The following is a 17,406-nucleotide window of genomic DNA, read 5'->3' as shown; positions in this document are numbered from 1 at the left end:
TGTGCGAATTTCAGGACAGGCGGGCCTCGTCCGGCACGCTGTCGAGCAGAAGTCCGCCCGTATCCGCGCCGCCCAGTACGACATAGGCACTGCTGCAGAACAAAGAGTTCAATCGCTTCATGTCGGCGATCAGCTCCAAGTGTAGCGAACTGGTCTCGATACTTTGCACCACTTTACGTTGCAGACGGCTGACATGGGCGTGGGCCAGGCGCCGCTCTTGTGCGCGGAAACGGCGCTTCTCGCGCAGCAGCAAACGCGCACTCTCAGGGTCTGCGCTGAGGAACACCGACAAGCCCAGACGCAGGTTGGCCAACAATTGCTCCTGAAGGCCAGTGAGTTCTTCCAGCCCGACTTGGGAAAACTCTCGGCGCTGCGAGGTCTTTTGCTGTTGGACCTTGCGCAACATGCGCTCGATCAGGTCGCTGGCGAGCTTTAGGTTGATGGCCAGTTCGATGATCTCTGCCCAGCGGCGGTTGTCTTGTTCGCTCAGGTCTTCCCGGGACATTTGTGCCAAGTACAGCTTGATGGCGCTGTACAAGGCTTCGGCATCCTCGCCCAGGGCACGCACTTGCTGAGGCAGTGCGGTCTGGGTGCCGCGCAGCGCGCCGAGCATGGCTTCGAGCAGGTTATCGACGATATCTCCCAGGCGCAGCGTCTCGCGAGCAGCGTTGGCCAGGGCCAGGCTCGGAGTGCCCAAGGCGGTGGCGTCCAAGTGGCGTGCCTTGATCGGTCCATTGCCGTTCTCGCGTTCTGGCAGCAGCCAACTGCATAACCGGCCCATGGGTTTGACTGTGGGAAGCATGACCAGGCAGCGCAACGTGTTGTAGAGCAGGTGGAAGCCGATCACCAGTTCCTGGGGGCTGAAGCTCAGCGAGTCCATCCAGTCCACCAGCGGATGCAGCACGGGAATGATCAGCACCAGGCCGATCAGCTTGTACAGCAGGCTGCCCAGGGCGACCCGGCGGCCGGCGGAGTTCTGCATGCTGGTGGTCAAGAAGGCCAGCAGGCCGCTGCCGATGTTGGCGCCCACCACCAGGCCGATCGCCACCGGCAGGCTGATGACTTCGGCGCCCGCGAGGGTGGCGGTGAGCAGTACGGCGGCCAGGCTGGAATAGGACACCAGGGCGAACAGCGCGCCCACCAGGGCATCGAGCATGATGTCGCCGGTCAGCGAGGCGAACAGCACTCGCACACCCTGGGCATGGGTGATTGGCGCGGCGGCCTGCACGATCAATTGCAGGGCCAGGATGATCAGTCCCAGGCCGATACCCACGCGCCCGAGCTGGCCGGCGCGGGTCTGTTTGCGCGAGAGGAAGAAGATCACCCCGAGGAAGATCAGCAGCGGCGACAGCCACGACAGGTCGAAGGTCAGCACCCGCGCCATCAGCGCGGTGCCCACGTCGGCGCCCAGCATGATCGCCAGTGCCGGCGTCATGGCCATCAAGCCCTGCCCCACGAACGAGGTCACCAGCATCGCGGTGGCATTGCTGCTCTGCACCATGGCGGTGACCACGATGCCGGCGATGAAGGCCAGTGGGCGCTTGCTCATGTTCTGGCTGAGCACACGACGCAGGTTTGAGCCGTACACGCGCAGGATGCCGGTACGCACGATATGCGTGCCCCACACCAGCAAGGCCACGGCGGACAGCAGGTTGAGCAGGGTCAGCATGTTCTGGGCCCCCTTGTTGCCTTGTGCCCCAGGCTGGGGCCAATAGGTGAAGCTGTGAGCCGGGCCCGGGGGTGGGCTGTTTTTGGGGCTCACTGAAGCTTTAGTTGTTTTGCGGACCTGCCGCCAGCTTCGCATGCTCGCCAGGCATTTGAAACATTTGAGTCATGAAAGGGCTGTCATCAACCCGAGGGAACTTCGCGCCAGAAACGAGAAAGGACCCCGAAGGGCCCTTTCTTTCTTGCGCTTCCTGATCTTATTGACCCGGAATGTCCTTGCGCAGTTTCACCGGCTCATGCTCCTTGCCCTGCTTTCGTGCCAAGGCGGTGCGCATGCGGATGTTGATCGCCTCGACCGCCAGGGAGAACGCCATGGCGAAGTAGACGTAGCCTTTTGGCACATGCACGTCGAAGGATTCGGCAATCAGCACGGTACCGACCACGATCAGGAACGACAGGGCCAGCATCTTCAGCGACGGGTGTTTGTCGATGAACTCGCTGATGGTGCCTGCACAGAGCATCATCACCAGCACGGCAACGATGATCGCGGCGATCATCACCGGTACGTGGGAGACCATGCCCACGGCAGTGATCACCGAGTCCAGCGAGAACACGATATCGATGATGGCGATCTGGATAATGGTGTAGAAGAACTTGCCGCCTGCGCCCTTGGGCTCTTCTGCGTTTTCGTCCTCGCCTTCGAGGCCGTGGTAGATCTCCTGGGAGCTCTTCCAGAGCAGGAACAGGCCACCGAAGAACAGAATCAGGTCACGCCCCGAGATGCCCTGCTCGAAGATGACGAACAGGTCGTCGGTCAGGCGCATCACCCAGGTGATCGACAGCAGCAGCATGATGCGGGTGACCATGGCCAGGGCCAGGCCGAAGATCCGTGTGCGCGGCTGCATGTGCTTGGGCATGCGGCTGACCAGGATCGAGATCATGATGATGTTGTCGATACCGAGAACGATCTCAAGCGCCGTAAGAGTAAAAAAGGCAACCCAGATTTCCGGGCTGGTCAGCCATTCCATGTGTTTTCCTTTGAACGATAAGGGCGACGCACCCAAGCGGGTGCATCGCGGTTGAATAGTGCGCGTTTCTTACAGACTGCTGAACAGCGGGAAAATCCCCATGAGCAGCGCGGCGAGCATTATGCACAGGCACACGAGCACTGCCCACTTGAGCGTGAAGCGCTGATGATCGCCGAATTCGATACCCGCCAGGGCCACCAGCAGGTAGGTAGAGGGTACCAAGGGGCTCAGCAGGTGTACCGGCTGTCCGACGATCGACGCGCGGGCCATTTCCACCGGAGTGATGCCATAGTGGCTGGCCGCTTCGGAGAGTACCGGGAGAACCCCGTAATAGAAGGCGTCGTTGGACATGAAGAAGGTGAACGGCATGCTGACGATCGCCGTGATCACCGCCAGGTACGGCCCGAGTGCGTCGGGAATCACCGCCAGCAGACTCTTGGACATGGCCTCGACCATGCCGGTGCCGGAGAGGATGCCGGTGAAGATACCGGCGGCGAAAATCAGCCCGGTCACGGCCAGCACGCTGCCGGCGTGGGCAGCGATGCGGTCTTTTTGCTGTTGCAGGCATGGGTAGTTGACGATCATCGCGATGCTGAAGGCGATCATGAACAGCACCGGCAGCGGCAAGGCGCCGGCGATCAGGGCGACCATCAGCGCAGCGGTCAGGGCGCCGTTGAACCAGATCAGCTTCGGTCGACGGGCTTCCGGAAACTGCGAAACGGTGATTTCGCTGTGGTCGATGTCGTCGGTGGGCAGGTGCAGTTCGCCCAGGCGAGCCCGTTCGCGCTTGCCGTAGAGGTAAGCGATGGCGAGGATCGCCACCACGCCGAACGCCATGGCCGGGATCATCGGCACGAAGATGTCGGACGGGTCGACATGCAGGGCGCTGGCGGCACGCGCGGTGGGGCCGCCCCACGGGGTCATGTTCATCACGCCGCCAGCGAGGATGATCAGGCCGGCCATGATCCGCGGGCTCATCCCCAGGCGGCTGTAGAGCGGCAGCATGGCGGCGCAGCAGATCATGTAGGTGGTGGCGCCGTCGCCGTCGAGCGAGACCACCAGAGCCAGCGCCGCGGTGCCGACCGACACTTTGAGCGGGTCACCTTTGACCAGTTTGAGGATCTTGCGCACGGCCGGGTCGAACAGGCCGGAGTCGATCATCAGAGCGAAGTAGAGAATGGCGAACATCAGCATGACGCCGGTGGGCGCGAGCTTGCTGATGCCTTCGAGCATCATGGGGCCGATGTGGCTGTAGAAGCCGCCGAACAGGGCGAACAGGATCGGTACCAGGATCAGGGCGATCAAGGCCGACAGGCGCTTGGTCATGATCAGGTACATGAACGAAATGACCATGGCGAAGCCGAGGAAGGTCAGCATGGCGGTACTCCAGGCGGTGCGCTGCGAAAGGAAAGTCGATTCGGGCGGGTCAGCGCGTCAGGCGCTGCGCGGGGAGTAGCCGGAGAGGTATAGCGAACAGGCGGGCACAGGAAAACATCGGGTATCACCATTGTTGTTGTTGATTGGGCCGGGCGCGGAAACTTCCGGGTGCCCTGGCTGACCGGTCTGCTGCCGGTGGTGGGGCTATCCTATTGGCGGAAGCTTTCAGCCAGCTTTCGGCTGAAACCAGGCGACAGGAGGTAGTGCCGATGACCGATGTAATGGAAGGTGGCTGCCATTGCGGCGCCCTGCGCTATCGGTTGCAAGGCGATCTTACAGATGTCGCCCATTGCCACTGCTCGATCTGCCGGCGGGTCAGCGGAGGTCTGGTGGTGACCTGGCTGACCTTGCCTCGTGACGATTTCAGATGGTTGACGGGCACGCCGGGCTGTTATGTCGCTCCGGCCAGTTGCAGCCGTTACTTTTGCACCAACTGCGGGGCTCATGTGGCGTTGCTGACGCTACACAGCCCCGCAAGCATCGACGTGACGGTGGCGACCCTGGACCACCCGGAGCGCGTACGTGCCAATCGGCACATCTGGACCAGCAGCCGGTTGCCTTGGTTGCATCTGGATGAGGATTTGCCTGGAGAGGCGCAGGAGAGCCTTTGAAGGCCGGAAACAGCCCCACCAACCTGAGCGGTATCAGGGAAGCTGCAAACCGCCGGCGGCTTTGTGCAATTCCCGCAGATGCACGCCGATCTGCTTCACATTGGCCTCTACCGCCGCGATCTCCTGGGCCCGTGAAGGCTCGAGCAATGCCCTAACTTCTTTGTCCAGGTCGGTGCTCAGGCGCAACAATTGGGCCTGGCGCTCGCTGCTGATCTTCTCGAGCTGCTTGCGTTCTTCTGGCTGGGGCAAGCCGTAGCCCTTGTTTTCCAGCAACTCCGCCGGGCGGCTGAGGAAGCCGCTGTTGGCGAGCATTTTCTGCAAGGTGTCGTTGGCCTTGGAGATACTGCCGTCCTTGAGGGCGGTGGCGTTCAGGTAGCGCTGTTTGACCTCGTCCTGGGCCAGCAGCAGCTGGCGGCGAAGGCTGGCCTGTTCGAGCAGCAGCAACGCGGCGCTGGTGCGCAGGTCTGCCTGCTGGAACCAGGTACTGCGGTCCTTGGCATCCAGGGCCAGCCAGTCTTCGACTTTGTTCTGCTTGATCGGCAGCTGCTTCTTCAGCACATCGAACATGGCCTGGTAGCGCTCGCGGTAGGAGTCGAAGCGATAGCCCAGGCGCAGGGCCTCACGTGGGTCATCCAGGACCCTGGTATCGGCCAGCCCTCGCCCTTTGAGTACTTCCAGAAGGCCGTTGGGCATGATGCTGTCCAGATCGTTCAGCCGTGGATTGCCAGTGCCGCTGCGCAGCAGTTTCAGGGACTCGACCGCACAATTGTTGGACAGGAAGTAATAGTTGCCGTCATAGCTCCAGTGAATCTCCGCAGCCTGGCGCACCAGGCTTTCAACCTCTTGACGGCTGAGCTTGAGCGGGATCGACGCCAGGCTGCGCAGTTCGGTCTTGGTGTACTCGTCGATCACCTGGCTCAGTGGCAGCACGAACAATCGCGAAGGGTAGGCACCGGTCAGGCCGTCCCAGCTGGACAACTGCACGTCATTGACGAATGCCCGGTACGACAGCACCAAGTGTTGGTCCAGATCCAGCCGGCAGTCTGGGCCACGAGGCCTGCCTGGGGCGCAGATCACCAGGCGCAACATGCTGTGGCCCCAACGGCTCACCCAGTTCTGGTTGGCTTCGGCCAGTAGGTAATCGACTTCATAGACTCGCTGCGGGTCGATTTCGCCCAGAGGCTGGCGGGCGAAATCGGTCCCGGCATTGAGAAATGGCAGACCGCTGACGCAAGTGTTCTGCTGTGGGGCCCAGCCGAAGTGGTCGCGCAGGTACTGATTCAGGGCGGGGCGGCGGCAGGCGTAGCTCGGGTCGAGGAGGAAGTACTCCATGTTGACCGCAACGAACTCCTTGGGGCTGCTCAATTCATAGCTGTCAGGGCTGCGGGCCAGCTGGCCATTGTGTTGCTCGCGATCGCCGCGACGGCCGACATATTGCGGCCATCCGGCCAAATCGAGCAGGCGCGGGTCGTCGCTCAGGGTAAAGCGCCTTTCAGCCTGGCCTCGGCACTGCTCAGGCAGGCCGATCTTGCCCAAGGTGTCCTGCTGGCGCTTGCAGCGGGTGATCAGCTGGCGTTCGGCTTCAGGCCACAGGCGGGCGCGGTCGTAAATGTGTGTCAGCTCGTGAAGCACGGTCGCCAGCAGCTCCTGCCGGACCGTGCCGTGAGGACGGTCGGTCTGCTTTTTGGCCGCGCTGCCATCGGTGAGGCTGGGCAGCAGGCGACGGTTGAGCTCAAGCGTCGCGACCGGCGACGCCTGTCCATAGGCGTCGGTAGGCATACGCTCGCTCCAGCTGACCTGGATGCGTCGATCCAGCTGTTGCTTGAAGCGGGGGGGAAGCTTGCCCATGGCCTCGTCGAGCAGGGCTTGGGAGGCCTGCTGCTGCTGTGGGTCGAGGCCACTGACCTGCAGCTCGAGCTGCAGGCCAGCCAGGGCGGGCGTGCCGAGCAGCGTCAGGACGCAGCCCAGCAGCCAGGCACGCACGTGGTTCACAGAGCGAGGATGGCTTCGGCCAGAACCTGGTCGCTGGCATCGCGTGCTTCTGGGACGCGCTGGCGAAGGGTGTCGAAGGCGGCCTCCAGTTGAGCGCCGCGGATCTCGCCATTGCTGGCGACGAAACTGGCGGCGTCATCGTGGGCTTGTTGCACCACTTTGGAGTCGCGGATGGACGTCGTGGTGTCAGAGGTGAAATCGATCGAACGGCCAAAGGCACGGACGATGATATTGCTGGTGGCCACCAGGGTTTGTGCCTGGGCCAGGTCGGCCAGCAGCAGCATGCCGAGGGCAGCGGCGATCAGCGGTTTACGCATGGAGCATCTCCGGAAGATACAAGGAGTCAGACATGTTTATTGGACGAGAATTGCCTCGGCCAGTTCACGGTCACCGACACAATGGTACGCATGGGCATGACGCAGCGAATCGAGTGCCGCCTGCAGGCGTGCTCCGCGGATCTGGCCGTCGGTGGCCACGAAGGCTGCGGCGTCGTCGCGGGCCTGGATGACCAGCTTGCGGTCGAACGGCGCGGAGGTCACCTTGCTGGTGACGTAACTGCTGGCGACCAGGCTCTGGGTGGTGACATCCATGGCATGGGCGCTTCCCACGCCGATAAGGGCGAACAGTAACGGCAACGAATAACGCATGGAGTTCTGAAGGCGACGGAGGTGAACGGCGAAGGCTACCCCGGATACGTCGGCCAAGGCCAGTGTGTCCGGTTTGAATGGGGCCGATGTGCAGCCCTCTCGCGGGTAAAGCCCCTTCCACTGGCACTTGGCAGCTTCTTGGGGCTTACCCGCGCTCGGTAAGCAGTGTCAGAGCGCGAGGATGGCCTGGGCCAGTTGCGCGTCGCTTGCCTGCAGGCTTGGCAGCTGCTGGCGGATATGGATGAACGCGCTTTCAAGCTTGGCGCCGCGGATTGCGCCTTCGCTGCCGACGAAGGTCGCGGCATCGTCGCGGGCAGCCTGGACGATCTTGCTGTCACGGAACGACGAAGAGAGATCGGAGGTAGCGTCGGTGGAGGCGGCTACGCCGCGCACGACCGTGTCGGTGGTGACGACGAAGCTGGTGGCGTTGGCGGTGCCGGCCAGGGCCAGCAACAGGGCGGCGCCGATGAGGTGTTTACGGGACATGGTCGTGGACTCCTGCGTAAGGGTCTGGGTGATTCTGGTTATCTGCCGCACGTTTGATCGCTCGCGATGCTTTCAACCAAGCGGCTGAACGAAGCGTATCACGCGGCGGCGGTGCAGAGGTTAACTGGACGGGCTTCGTGCGCAACTGTATTGGTCAATTATCTGCTAATCAAAACTGTGCTGGTTTGCGCTGTGGTACGCGCACTAGAGCCCTGCAAACAAAAAGCCCGTCGCGGTTTCCCACGACGGGCTTTTGAAATTCTAGGGCGCCGGCCGAGGCCAGCGAGCCCGGGCTTAGCGCCAGAACGGCTTGCTCAGCTCTTCGTAACGCTGGGACTCGGTGATACCGGCGTCAGCCAGCAGACGACCGTCCAGGCGAGCCAGCTGACGACGGCTGCTGATACGACGCTGCCACAGCAGCAAGGTCGACAGGGCGCGCAGAGGCAGCGAAGCGTTGGAGGCTTGAGCGTTGTTTTCGAAAACCAGATCGGAACTGAGGGTACGTTCCATGATGTGTCATCCTTCCGCTTATGGCGGCATTAGGTAGTGATTTAACTGATGCCAATGATCCTCCTCCGTCGTCCAGAACAGTAGATACAGTTCACCAGTATTGCGATCACTCAGTTAACTGTCTAAGCCGACTGTTGCACCTGAAATTGGCGAAACTGTACCGGTGCGCACTTGTTTGGTGCAAAAACAGCGCGCTCCGATTTCGTGCCGACACAAAATCGACGTTTTTACCAGTACAGTAGTACAGTTTTTCTGAGTAAAAGGCGGACAAGCCAACAGACTGTGTAGGTCCGAATGCAATCGCGGGAGCAGCCCACCCCCCCACAGAGGTGAGGATGGGGCTGCTCCCGCGACAGGTCCAGGCAGGCTGTGCTGGATCAGCTGGCGAGCATGCGACCGCTTTCTTCCAGGTTTTCGTGCCAGCTCAACGCCTCGCGCAGAATGTGCGGGGTGTGGCCGCCACGCTGGCAGGCGCGGTCGAAGTAGTCGTTCAGCGCGGCGCGGTAGTCCGGGTGCACGCAGTTATCGATGATCGCCCGTGCGCGCTCGCGCGGGGCCAGGCCGCGCAGGTCAGCCAGGCCTTGCTCGGTGACGAGAATGTCCACGTCATGCTCGGTGTGGTCCACATGGCTGACCATCGGCACTACGCTGGAGATCGCGCCGCCTTTGGCGATCGACTTGGTGACGAATACGGCCAGATGGGCGTTGCGGGCGAAATCGCCGGAGCCGCCAATGCCATTCATCATCTTGGTGCCGCAGACGTGGGTGGAGTTGACGTTGCCATAGATGTCGAATTCCAACGCGGTGTTGATACCGATGATGCCCAGGCGACGCACCACTTCGGGGTGGTTGGAAATTTCCTGTGGACGCAGGACGAGCTTGTCCTTGTAGCGCTCCAGGTTGCCGAACACATCGGCGTTGCGGCGGGTCGACAGGGTGATCGAGCTGCCCGAGGCAAAGCGCAGCTTGCCGGCGTCGATCAGATCGAAGGTCGAGTCCTGCAGCACTTCGGAGTACATGGTCAGGTCTTCGAACGGCGACTCGATCAGACCGCACATGACCGCGTTGGCGATGCTGCCGATGCCGGCCTGCAGTGGGCCGAGCTTGTTGGTCATGCGGCCGGCATCCACTTCACGCTTGAAGAAGTCGATCAGGTGGTCGGCGATGGCCTGGGTTTCGTCGTCCGGCGGCAGCACGGTGGACGGCGAGTCGGGTTGGTCGCTGATCACGATGCCGACGATTTTGGCCGGGTCGATCGGGATTGCGGTGCTGCCGATGCGGTCATCGACTTTAACCAGCGGAATAGGGGTGCGAGTCGGGCGGTAGGTCGGGATATAGATGTCGTGCAAGCCTTCGAGGTTGGCGTTGTGCGACAGGTTGATCTCGACGATCACCTGCTTGGCGAAGATCGCGAAGCTGGCCGAGTTACCTACGGACGTGGTTGGAACGATGTGGCCTTGCTCGGTGATCGCCACGGCCTCGATGACCGCGATGTCCGGCAGCTTGAGCTGCTGGTTGCGCAGCTGCTCGACGGTTTCCGACAGGTGCTGGTCGATGAACATCACCTGGCCGTCGTTGATGGCCTTGCGCAGGGTGCTGTCCACTTGGAACGGCATGCGGCGGGCGAGCACGCCGGCCTCGGTCAGCTGCTTGTCCAGGTCGTTGCCCAGGCTGGCGCCAGTCATCAGGCTGATCTTCAGGGGCGACTGCTTGGCACGTTCGGCCAGGGCATGCGGCACGGCCTTGGCTTCGCCGGCGCGGGTGAAGCCGCTCATGCCGACGGTCATGCCGTCCTGGATCAGGCCAGCGGCATCAGCCGCACTCATTACCTTGCTGTGCAGGGAGGACAAGCGGATACGATCACGGTACATGGATTGTTATCTCGGGCTACTGAAGCTACTGGAGCGCAGTCTAGAGATTTCGCCCGTTGCCGTCCCGCGACCATGGTCGTAGGCGAAGGCTGGATTTAGAGCCGTTGATCTGGATCATGCAAACGAAAAACCCCCGAGCAGGACACCCGGGGGTTTTAGGGGATTGCCTGCGCTTCTATATATAAGTGCAGGTGAGTCTGGCGATCATTCCACGGCCTTGACCATGTCCTCGATCACCTTCTTGGCATCCCCGAACACCATCATGGTCTTGTCCAGGTAGAACAGCTCGTTGTCCAGGCCTGCGTAGCCGCTGGCCATGGAGCGCTTGTTGACGATGATGGTCTTGGCCTTGAACGCCTCGAGGATCGGCATGCCGGCGATCGGCGACTTGGGGTCGTTCTTCGCTGCTGGGTTGACCACGTCGTTGGCGCCCAGCACCAGCACCACATCGGCCTGGCCGAACTCGGCGTTGATGTCTTCCATCTCGAAGACCTGGTCGTACGGCACCTCGGCTTCGGCCAGCAGCACGTTCATGTGCCCAGGCATGCGCCCCGCCACTGGGTGGATCGCGTACTTAACGGTCACGCCGTTATGGGTCAGCTTCTCGGTCAGTTCCTTGAGCGCGTGTTGGGCGCGGGCCACTGCCAGGCCGTAACCAGGCACGATGATCACGCTGTCGGCGTTGCTCAGCAGGAAGGTCGCGTCGTCGGCCGATCCGGACTTCACCGGACGCTGCTCCTGGGAGCCTGCGCTGGCGCCGGCATCGGCATCGGCGCCGAAGCCGCCGAGGATGACGTTGAAGAACGAACGGTTCATCGCCTTGCACATGATGTACGAGAGGATCGCACCGCTGGAGCCGACCAGGGAGCCGGCAATGATCAGCATCGAGTTGTTCAGCGAGAAGCCGATACCGGCCGCTGCCCAGCCCGAATAGCTGTTGAGCATGGACACCACCACCGGCATGTCGGCACCACCGATCGGAATAATGATCAGCACGCCCATGATGAACGCCAAGGCGAGCATCAGGGTGAAGGCACTGTAATGGCCAGTGAAGGTGAACAGCAGGCCCAAGGCAATGGTGGCCAGGCCCAGGATCAAGTTCAGCTTGTGCTGCCCGGTGAACTGTACCGGTGCGCCTTGGAACAGGCGGAATTTGTACTTGCCTGACAGCTTGCCGAAGGCGATGACTGAGCCGGAGAAGGTGATCGCACCGATGGCCGCACCGAGGAACAGCTCCAGGCGGTTACCGGTGGGGATCGGGTCGCTGATGCTGGCGACGATGCCCAGCGACTGCGGCTCGAGCACCGCGGCTATGGCGATGAACACCGCTGCCAGACCGATCATGCTGTGCATGAAGGCCACCAGCTCCGGCATCTTGGTCATCTCGACGCGCTTGGCCATGATCGAACCGGCGCTGCCGCCGATCAACAGGCCGACGATCACGTAGCCGATGCCAGCAGTCGCCAGCTCTGCACCCAGCTTGTAGATAAGGCCGACCGTGGTGAGGATCGCGATCCCCATGCCGATCATGCCGAACAGGTTACCCCGGCGCGAAGTGGTCGGGTGCGACAGGCCCTTGAGCGCCTGGATGAAGCAGACGGAGGCGACCAGGTAGAGAAGCGTTACCAGATTCATGCTCATGCTTACTTCTGCCCCTCGTTCTTGGTTTTCTTCTTGAACATCTCCAGCATGCGACGGGTGACCAGGAAGCCACCGAACACATTGACCGCCGCCAGGGCCACGGCCAGGGTACCCATGACCTTGCCTGCCGGGGTCACGGTCAGCGCGGCGGCCAGCATGGCGCCCACGATGACGATCGCGGAGATGGCGTTGGTGACGGCCATCAGCGGGGTGTGCAGCGCCGGGGTGACGTTCCAGACCACGTGGTATCCCACATAGATGGCCAGCACGAAGATGATCAGGTTGTAGATGCCATGGGAAATCAGCATGTCTTCCATTGTCGTGCTCCTTAACCGTTCTTGCGCACGACCTGGCCGTCGCGGCACATCAGGCACGCGGCGACGATGTCGTCTTCGAGGTTGATCACCAGCGCGCCGTCCTTGTCGAACAGCAGCTTCATGAAGTCCAGCAGATTGCGTGCGTACAGCGCCGAGGCATCGGCAGCGACCTGGGCTGGCAGGTTGGTCGGGCCGACGATGGTAACGCCCTCTGCCATTACCACCTGATCCGCTACGGTCAGCGGGCAGTTACCGCCTTGGGCGGCGGCCAGGTCGATGACCACGGCACCGGGCTTCATCTGCGCGACGGTTTCGGCGCTGAGCAGTGTCGGTGCCTTGCGCCCGGGAATCAGCGCGGTGGTGATGACGATATCGGCCTGCTTGGCGCGTTCGTGCACGGCCTGGGCCTGGCGTTGCATCCAGCTGGCTGGCATGGGACGGGCGTAGCCACCGACACCTTCGGCGCATTCGCGCTCCTCATCGGTCTCGTAGGGCACATCGATGAACTTGGCGCCCAAGGACTCAATCTGCTCCTTCACGGCCGGGCGTACGTCCGACGCCTCGATCACCGCACCGAGACGCTTGGCTGTGGCAATGGCCTGAAGGCCCGCGACGCCGGCGCCAAGAATCAGCACTCGAGCCGCCTTTACCGTACCGGCAGCAGTCATCAGCATCGGCATGAAGCGCGGATAGTAATGGGCCGCCAGCAACACGGCCTTGTACCCGGCAATGTTGGCCTGGGATGACAACACGTCGAGGCTCTGGGCACGGGAAGTGCGTGGCGCAGCCTCGAGGGCGAAGGCGGTGATACCGCGTTCGGCCATCTTGGCGATCATGTCGTTGTTGAACGGGTTGAGCATGCCCACCAGCAGCGTGCCGCTGTTGATCTGCGCAAGCTCCTGATCACTGGGTGCGACGACCTTGAGCACCAATTGCGCGCCGAAGGCATCGGCGGCATTGCCCAAGGAAGCGCCTGCGGCCTCATAGGCACTGTCCGGAATGCTGGCATTGAGCCCTGCCCCCCGTTGGACGGTGACCTGATGACCCTGGCCAACCAGCTTCTTGATGGTTTCCGGGGTGGCGGCGACCCGCGTTTCGCCCGTCTGCGTCTCGAGAGGAACACCAATGTGCACGACTTATTCTCCTGCGGTGACCTTTTGTCTTTGTTGAAGCCAGCGCACTTCGGGTGGTGCGTCTGGTGCGGCCGTTCAGCATGAACCCGCCGGTTCCGGGGCGGGTCGAGCATTTTGCAGACGAACCGAAAGGGCTTCAACCGGTTCTGAAGCGATACGAAGCCAAAACTACAAGTCACCCTGTGACCGTATGTCGCAACAAGCCGAAAGCGGCCCGTCAAACACAGGGTATTCGGAGATTAAGGTAAAAACTGCAATTTTTTGTAGGCGTTTCGCGGATGCGTTCGTGGATGTCGCAAATAAGCTCTGAAAGCCGCGTGGTTGCACGGTTTGAAGGCATTTTTAATGCAACCTGAACAGTTTTCTAATTGGCGACAAATCCTTATATCTGTAGGTGTTTAAAATAATTAACTACAGGGTCAGGTTTTCGTGGCGTCACGATGGGTCGCGGTGTAGTGGTCGGCCTGTTGCACCAGCCAATCGCGGAAAGCGCGCAGCGATGCCGATTCCACCTTGCGGTCTGGAATCATCAGGTAATAGGCCTTGGCACTGGCCAGAGCGTGGCGGTTCGCGATGACCAGCCTGCCCTCCTCCAGCTCACGCTGGATCAGGAACGGCGGAATCAGGGCGATGCCCATCTCGTGCATGGCGGCTTGGGCGAGCATTGAGAATAGCTCATAGCGCGGGCCTGTCATGTCGCGCTCAACATTCATGTCCAGATGCCCAAACCATTGCCGCCAGGCGTAGGGTCGGGTGGTCTGTTGCAGCAGTGGTAACTCGGCGATGCGTCGCGGCTCCAGGCTGCCCTGCCCCTCCAGTAGCGCCGGGCTGCACACCGGCACGGGGTTTTCGCCCATCAATCGATGGGATTGGGTGCCGGACCAGTCCCCGTCGCCGAAATAAATGGCGGCATCGAAGGCGGTATCGGCGAACAGGAACGGTCGCGTGCGATTGGTGAGGTTCACCGTGACGTCCGGGTGACGCTCCTGAAAGTCCTTCAGGCGCGGCAGCAGCCATTGCGTGCCGAAAGTCGGCACCACGGCCAGCTCGATCACGTTCGCACCCTGCTGACGCATTACCGACAAGGTATCGCGCTCGACCGCATCGAGCTGCGCCGCGACCTGGCGACTATAAGACAAGCCCGCCTCGGTCAACTTCACCCCGCGGCGAGAGCGGCGGAACAGTTCCACATTCAGAAAAGCCTCCAAGCCACCGATTTGCCGACAAACGGCACCCTGGGTGAGGGCCAATTCCTGAGCGGCCTTGGTGAAGCTCTCGTGGCGTGCCGCCGCCTCGAAGCAGACCAATGCCGTGGTGCTGGGAATCTTGCGGCGCATGTACGTCAACCTCACTTGTCAGCCGTTGAATCTAGGATTTTTCAGTTTTTCGAAGTGAGAAAATATCACTAAACGGTGCGCAATCCTCGTTTGTCCAGACGGCCGATCGGGCCTAGGATCAAGGCACAAGAAACTCAGCTTCTCTATTTCGAGGTATTCGCTCATGGCCGGTAAAGCAAGCTTCAACTGGATCGACCCGCTGCTGCTGGACCAGCAGCTCACTGAAGAAGAGCGCATGGTCCGTGACAGCGCGTATCAGTTCGCCCAGGACAAGCTGGCGCCCCGTGTGCTGGAGGCCTTCCGCCACGAGCAGACCGATCCTGCGATCTTCCGCGAGATGGGCGAAGTCGGCCTGCTCGGCGCCACTATCCCGGTCGAATACGGCGGCAGCGGCTTGAACTACGTGTGCTATGGCCTGATTGCCCGTGAGGTGGAGCGCATCGACTCTGGCTATCGCTCGATGATGAGTGTTCAGTCGTCGCTGGTGATGGTGCCGATCAACGAGTTCGGCAGTGAGGCACAGAAACAAAAGTACCTGCCCAAGCTCGCCGCCGGTGAGTGGATCGGCTGCTTCGGCCTGACCGAGCCGAACCACGGCTCCGATCCGGGTTCGATGATCACCCGCGCGCGCAAGGTCGATGGCGGCTACCGTCTCACCGGCAGCAAGATGTGGATCACCAACAGCCCGATCGCCGATGTCTTCGTGGTATGGGCCAAGGACGATGCCGGCGACATCCGCGGCTTCATTCTTGAAAAGGGCTGGGAAGGCCTGAGCGCGCCGGCAATTCACGGCAAAGTCGGCCTGCGGGCCTCGATCACCGGCGAGATCGTCATGGACAACGTGTTCGTGCCGGAAGAGAACATGTTCCCTGAAGTGCGCGGTCTGAAAGGCCCGTTCACCTGTCTGAATTCCGCCCGCTATGGCATCTCCTGGGGCGCCCTGGGGGCAGCCGAGGCCTGCTGGCACACCGCTCGCCAATACACGTTGGACCGCAAGCAGTTTGGCCGTCCGTTGGCTGCCAACCAGCTGATCCAGAAGAAGCTGGCCGACATGCAGACCGAGATCACCCTGGCGTTGCAGGGCTGCCTGCGCTTGGGGCGGATGAAGGACGAGGGTACCGCAGCGGTGGAGATCACCTCCATCATGAAGCGCAACTCGTGCGGCAAGGCCTTGGACATCGCCCGTATGGCGCGTGACATGCTCGGTGGCAACGGTATTTCCGACGAGTTCGGTGTGGCCCGCCATCTGGTCAACCTCGAGGTGGTCAACACCTATGAAGGTACCCACGATGTGCACGCGCTGATCCTGGGTCGTGCCCAGACTGGAATCCAGGCGTTCTATTGATAAAGGAGCTGGCCATGGGTGCGCTATCACATCTGCGGGTGCTGGATCTTTCGCGCGTGCTGGCGGGCCCTTGGTCCGGTCAGATCCTTGCCGACCTTGGGGCTGATGTGATCAAGGTCGAGCGCCCAGGCACAGGGGACGATACCCGTTCCTGGGGGCCGCCCTTCCTAAAGGACGCCCAGGGTGAGAACACCAGCGAAGCGGCCTATTACCTGTCGGCCAACCGAAACAAGCGGTCGGTTACCATTGACTTCACCCAGCCTGAAGGCCAACGCCTGGTGCGTGAGCTGGCGGCGAAGTCCGACATCGTCATCGAGAACTTCAAGGTGGGCGGCTTGGCGGCCTATGGGCTGGACTATGCGAGCCTGAAGGCGGTCAATCCCAAGCTCATCTATTGCTCGATCACCGGTTTCGGTCAGACTGGTCCTTATGCCAAGCGCGCCGGATATGACTTCATGATCCAAGGGTTGGGCGGGCTGATGAGCCTGACCGGCCGCCCGGAAGGTGAAGAAGGCGCGGGACCGATCAAGGTGGGGGTCGCCTTGACCGACATCCTGACGGGGTTGTATTCGACAGTGGCGATCCTGGCTGCCCTCGCCTATCGCGATCAGACCGGCGTCGGTCAGCACGTGGACATGGCGTTGCTGGATGTTCAAGTGGCCTGCCTGGCCAACCAGGCGATGAACTACCTGACTACGGGCACCCCGCCACGGCGGTTGGGCAATGCACACCCTAATATCGTGCCTTACCAGGATTTCCCGACGGCGGATGGCAACTTCATTCTCACCGTGGGCAACGATGGGCAGTTCCGTAAGTTTGCCGAAGTGGCTGGTCAGCCACAGTGGGCAGACGACCCGAGGTTTGCCACCAACAAACAGCGTGTGGCCCATCGTGCCGAGCTGATTCCGTTGATTCGCCAGGCCACGGTGTTCAAGACCACGGCTGAATGGGTCAGTGAGTTGGAAAAGGCAGGCGTGCCTTGCGGACCGATCAACGACCTGGCGCAGATGTTCCAGGATCCCCAGGTGCTGGCGCGTGGTTTGGCGCTCGATATTGCTCACCCGCTAGCGGGTAGCGTACCGCAGGTGGCCAGTCCCATTCGGTTGTCCGAGACGCCGGTCGAGTATCGTCAGGCGCCGCCATTGCTCGGTGAGCATACTAACGCTGTGTTGGAGGAGGTGTTGGGTATGGATATCGAAGCGGTGCTGCGTTTGAGAAGCGCCGGAGTGCTATGAAGTTCTCCCTACCCTCTCTATATATAGAGAAGCGGGGAGGCCGTCAGGCCTCCCCGCTTTGCTTTTCAGCCGGATTAAGGTTTTTTGAAAATAAGTGTTGACGGGGTTTCGAATCCCCTTATAATGCGCCCCACTTCCGACGCAGTCGAAA

The 17,406-nt window shown here is 61.6% G+C and carries 16 protein-coding genes; 3 read left to right on the top strand and 13 right to left on the bottom strand.

All coding sequences use genetic code 11. The features are described 5' to 3' along the window. Positions 1 to 10: 10 nt before the first annotated feature. The 3 genes from DQ397_RS16765 to DQ397_RS16755 form a co-directional block, all read right to left on the bottom strand. Positions 11 to 1,669 carry a Na/Pi cotransporter family protein gene (locus tag DQ397_RS16765; RefSeq protein ID WP_043207760.1) on the bottom strand — a complete coding sequence of 553 codons (1,659 nt, stop codon included), beginning with the start codon at positions 1,667 to 1,669 and terminating at the stop codon, positions 11 to 13. A 253-nt stretch (positions 1,670 to 1,922) separates the two neighbouring features. After that, positions 1,923 to 2,693, bottom strand: a complete 771-nt coding sequence (locus DQ397_RS16760; RefSeq protein ID WP_043207762.1) for a TerC family protein — start codon at positions 2,691 to 2,693, stop codon at positions 1,923 to 1,925. A 69-nt stretch (positions 2,694 to 2,762) separates the two neighbouring features. Then, positions 2,763 to 4,070: a CitMHS family transporter gene (locus DQ397_RS16755; RefSeq protein ID WP_043207764.1), complete on the bottom strand. Its 1,308-nt coding sequence runs from the start codon at positions 4,068 to 4,070 to the stop codon at positions 2,763 to 2,765. Positions 4,071 to 4,339: 269 nt separating this feature from the next. On the opposite strand from DQ397_RS16755, the gene DQ397_RS16750 reads away from it, so the two are divergent. After that, positions 4,340 to 4,741: a GFA family protein gene (locus tag DQ397_RS16750; protein ID WP_043207766.1), complete on the top strand. Its 402-nt coding sequence runs from the start codon at positions 4,340 to 4,342 to the stop codon at positions 4,739 to 4,741. Between the two features lie 33 nt (positions 4,742 to 4,774). On the opposite strand, the gene DQ397_RS16745 is transcribed toward DQ397_RS16750, so the two are convergent. From DQ397_RS16745 to DQ397_RS16700, 10 genes are all read right to left on the bottom strand, one after another. Then, positions 4,775 to 6,733: a DUF4105 domain-containing protein gene (locus DQ397_RS16745; protein ID WP_148921587.1), complete on the bottom strand. Its 1,959-nt coding sequence runs from the start codon at positions 6,731 to 6,733 to the stop codon at positions 4,775 to 4,777. After that, a complete protein-coding gene (locus DQ397_RS16740; protein WP_043207767.1) occupies positions 6,730 to 7,050 on the bottom strand; it encodes a DUF2388 domain-containing protein in 321 nt (106 codons plus the stop codon). The genes DQ397_RS16745 and DQ397_RS16740 overlap by 4 nt, the downstream gene beginning before the upstream one ends. Positions 7,051 to 7,086: 36 nt before the next feature. Continuing rightward, entirely contained in the window at positions 7,087 to 7,380 is a 294-nt protein-coding gene (locus DQ397_RS16735; RefSeq protein ID WP_043207769.1) for a DUF2388 domain-containing protein, read from the bottom strand. A 168-nt stretch (positions 7,381 to 7,548) separates the two neighbouring features. Continuing rightward, positions 7,549 to 7,866: a DUF2388 domain-containing protein gene (locus tag DQ397_RS16730; RefSeq protein WP_043207771.1), complete on the bottom strand. Its 318-nt coding sequence runs from the start codon at positions 7,864 to 7,866 to the stop codon at positions 7,549 to 7,551. A gap of 294 nt (positions 7,867 to 8,160) precedes the next feature. Next, positions 8,161 to 8,376, bottom strand: a complete 216-nt coding sequence (locus tag DQ397_RS16725; RefSeq protein ID WP_043207772.1) for a DUF1127 domain-containing protein — start codon at positions 8,374 to 8,376, stop codon at positions 8,161 to 8,163. A gap of 377 nt (positions 8,377 to 8,753) precedes the next feature. Next, entirely contained in the window at positions 8,754 to 10,247 is a 1,494-nt protein-coding gene (locus DQ397_RS16720; protein ID WP_043207773.1) for an acetyl-CoA hydrolase/transferase family protein, read from the bottom strand. A gap of 204 nt (positions 10,248 to 10,451) precedes the next feature. After that, positions 10,452 to 11,888: an NAD(P)(+) transhydrogenase (Re/Si-specific) subunit beta gene (locus tag DQ397_RS16715; RefSeq protein ID WP_043207776.1), complete on the bottom strand. Its 1,437-nt coding sequence runs from the start codon at positions 11,886 to 11,888 to the stop codon at positions 10,452 to 10,454. Positions 11,889 to 11,890: 2 nt separating this feature from the next. Continuing rightward, a complete protein-coding gene (locus tag DQ397_RS16710) occupies positions 11,891 to 12,205 on the bottom strand; it encodes an NAD(P) transhydrogenase subunit alpha (protein WP_023631272.1) in 315 nt (104 codons plus the stop codon). 11 nt (positions 12,206 to 12,216) lie between these two features. After that, on the bottom strand, positions 12,217 to 13,338 hold the full coding sequence (locus DQ397_RS16705; protein ID WP_043207780.1) for a Re/Si-specific NAD(P)(+) transhydrogenase subunit alpha: 1,122 nt from the start codon (positions 13,336 to 13,338) through the stop codon (positions 12,217 to 12,219). 419 nt (positions 13,339 to 13,757) lie between these two features. Beyond that, positions 13,758 to 14,675: a LysR family transcriptional regulator gene (locus tag DQ397_RS16700; RefSeq protein WP_043207782.1), complete on the bottom strand. Its 918-nt coding sequence runs from the start codon at positions 14,673 to 14,675 to the stop codon at positions 13,758 to 13,760. A 163-nt stretch (positions 14,676 to 14,838) separates the two neighbouring features. Between DQ397_RS16700 and DQ397_RS16695 the strand changes: the two genes are divergently transcribed. Continuing rightward, positions 14,839 to 16,020, top strand: a complete 1,182-nt coding sequence (locus tag DQ397_RS16695) for an acyl-CoA dehydrogenase (RefSeq protein ID WP_043207786.1) — start codon at positions 14,839 to 14,841, stop codon at positions 16,018 to 16,020. 14 nt (positions 16,021 to 16,034) lie between these two features. Further along, the gene (locus tag DQ397_RS16690; RefSeq protein WP_043207788.1) at positions 16,035 to 17,255 is read left to right on the top strand and encodes a CaiB/BaiF CoA-transferase family protein; all 1,221 of its coding nucleotides are present in this window, start codon (positions 16,035 to 16,037) and stop codon (positions 17,253 to 17,255) included. The last annotated feature ends 151 nt before the right edge of the window (positions 17,256 to 17,406 follow it).

Origin of the sequence: Pseudomonas sp. CK-NBRI-02 (assembly GCF_008124495.1) — a bacterium.
Lineage (GTDB): Bacteria > Pseudomonadota > Gammaproteobacteria > Pseudomonadales > Pseudomonadaceae > Aquipseudomonas > Aquipseudomonas guariconensis.
This window is presented reverse-complemented; position numbering and strand designations above follow the sequence as displayed.

Excerpts from the sequence above, each read along its gene's own strand:
- DQ397_RS16710 (WP_023631272.1), bottom strand. The coding sequence starts at position 12,205 with ATGGAAGACATGCTGATTTCCCATGGCATCTACAACCTGATCATCTTC.
- DQ397_RS16730 (WP_043207771.1), bottom strand. The coding sequence starts at position 7,866 with ATGTCCCGTAAACACCTCATCGGCGCCGCCCTGTTGCTGGCCCTGGCC.
- DQ397_RS16725 (WP_043207772.1), bottom strand. The coding sequence starts at position 8,376 with ATGGAACGTACCCTCAGTTCCGATCTGGTTTTCGAAAACAACGCTCAA.
- DQ397_RS16750 (WP_043207766.1), top strand. The coding sequence starts at position 4,340 with ATGACCGATGTAATGGAAGGTGGCTGCCATTGCGGCGCCCTGCGCTAT.
- DQ397_RS16735 (WP_043207769.1), bottom strand. The coding sequence starts at position 7,380 with ATGCGTTATTCGTTGCCGTTACTGTTCGCCCTTATCGGCGTGGGAAGC.
- DQ397_RS16690 (WP_043207788.1), top strand. The coding sequence starts at position 16,035 with ATGGGTGCGCTATCACATCTGCGGGTGCTGGATCTTTCGCGCGTGCTG.
- DQ397_RS16740 (WP_043207767.1), bottom strand. The coding sequence starts at position 7,050 with ATGCGTAAACCGCTGATCGCCGCTGCCCTCGGCATGCTGCTGCTGGCC.
- DQ397_RS16695 (WP_043207786.1), top strand. The coding sequence starts at position 14,839 with ATGGCCGGTAAAGCAAGCTTCAACTGGATCGACCCGCTGCTGCTGGAC.
- DQ397_RS16700 (WP_043207782.1), bottom strand. The coding sequence starts at position 14,675 with ATGCGCCGCAAGATTCCCAGCACCACGGCATTGGTCTGCTTCGAGGCG.
- DQ397_RS16765 (WP_043207760.1), bottom strand. The coding sequence starts at position 1,669 with ATGCTGACCCTGCTCAACCTGCTGTCCGCCGTGGCCTTGCTGGTGTGG.
- DQ397_RS16760 (WP_043207762.1), bottom strand. The coding sequence starts at position 2,693 with ATGGAATGGCTGACCAGCCCGGAAATCTGGGTTGCCTTTTTTACTCTT.
- DQ397_RS16720 (WP_043207773.1), bottom strand. The coding sequence starts at position 10,247 with ATGTACCGTGATCGTATCCGCTTGTCCTCCCTGCACAGCAAGGTAATG.
- DQ397_RS16715 (WP_043207776.1), bottom strand. The coding sequence starts at position 11,888 with ATGAGCATGAATCTGGTAACGCTTCTCTACCTGGTCGCCTCCGTCTGC.
- DQ397_RS16755 (WP_043207764.1), bottom strand. The coding sequence starts at position 4,070 with ATGCTGACCTTCCTCGGCTTCGCCATGGTCATTTCGTTCATGTACCTG.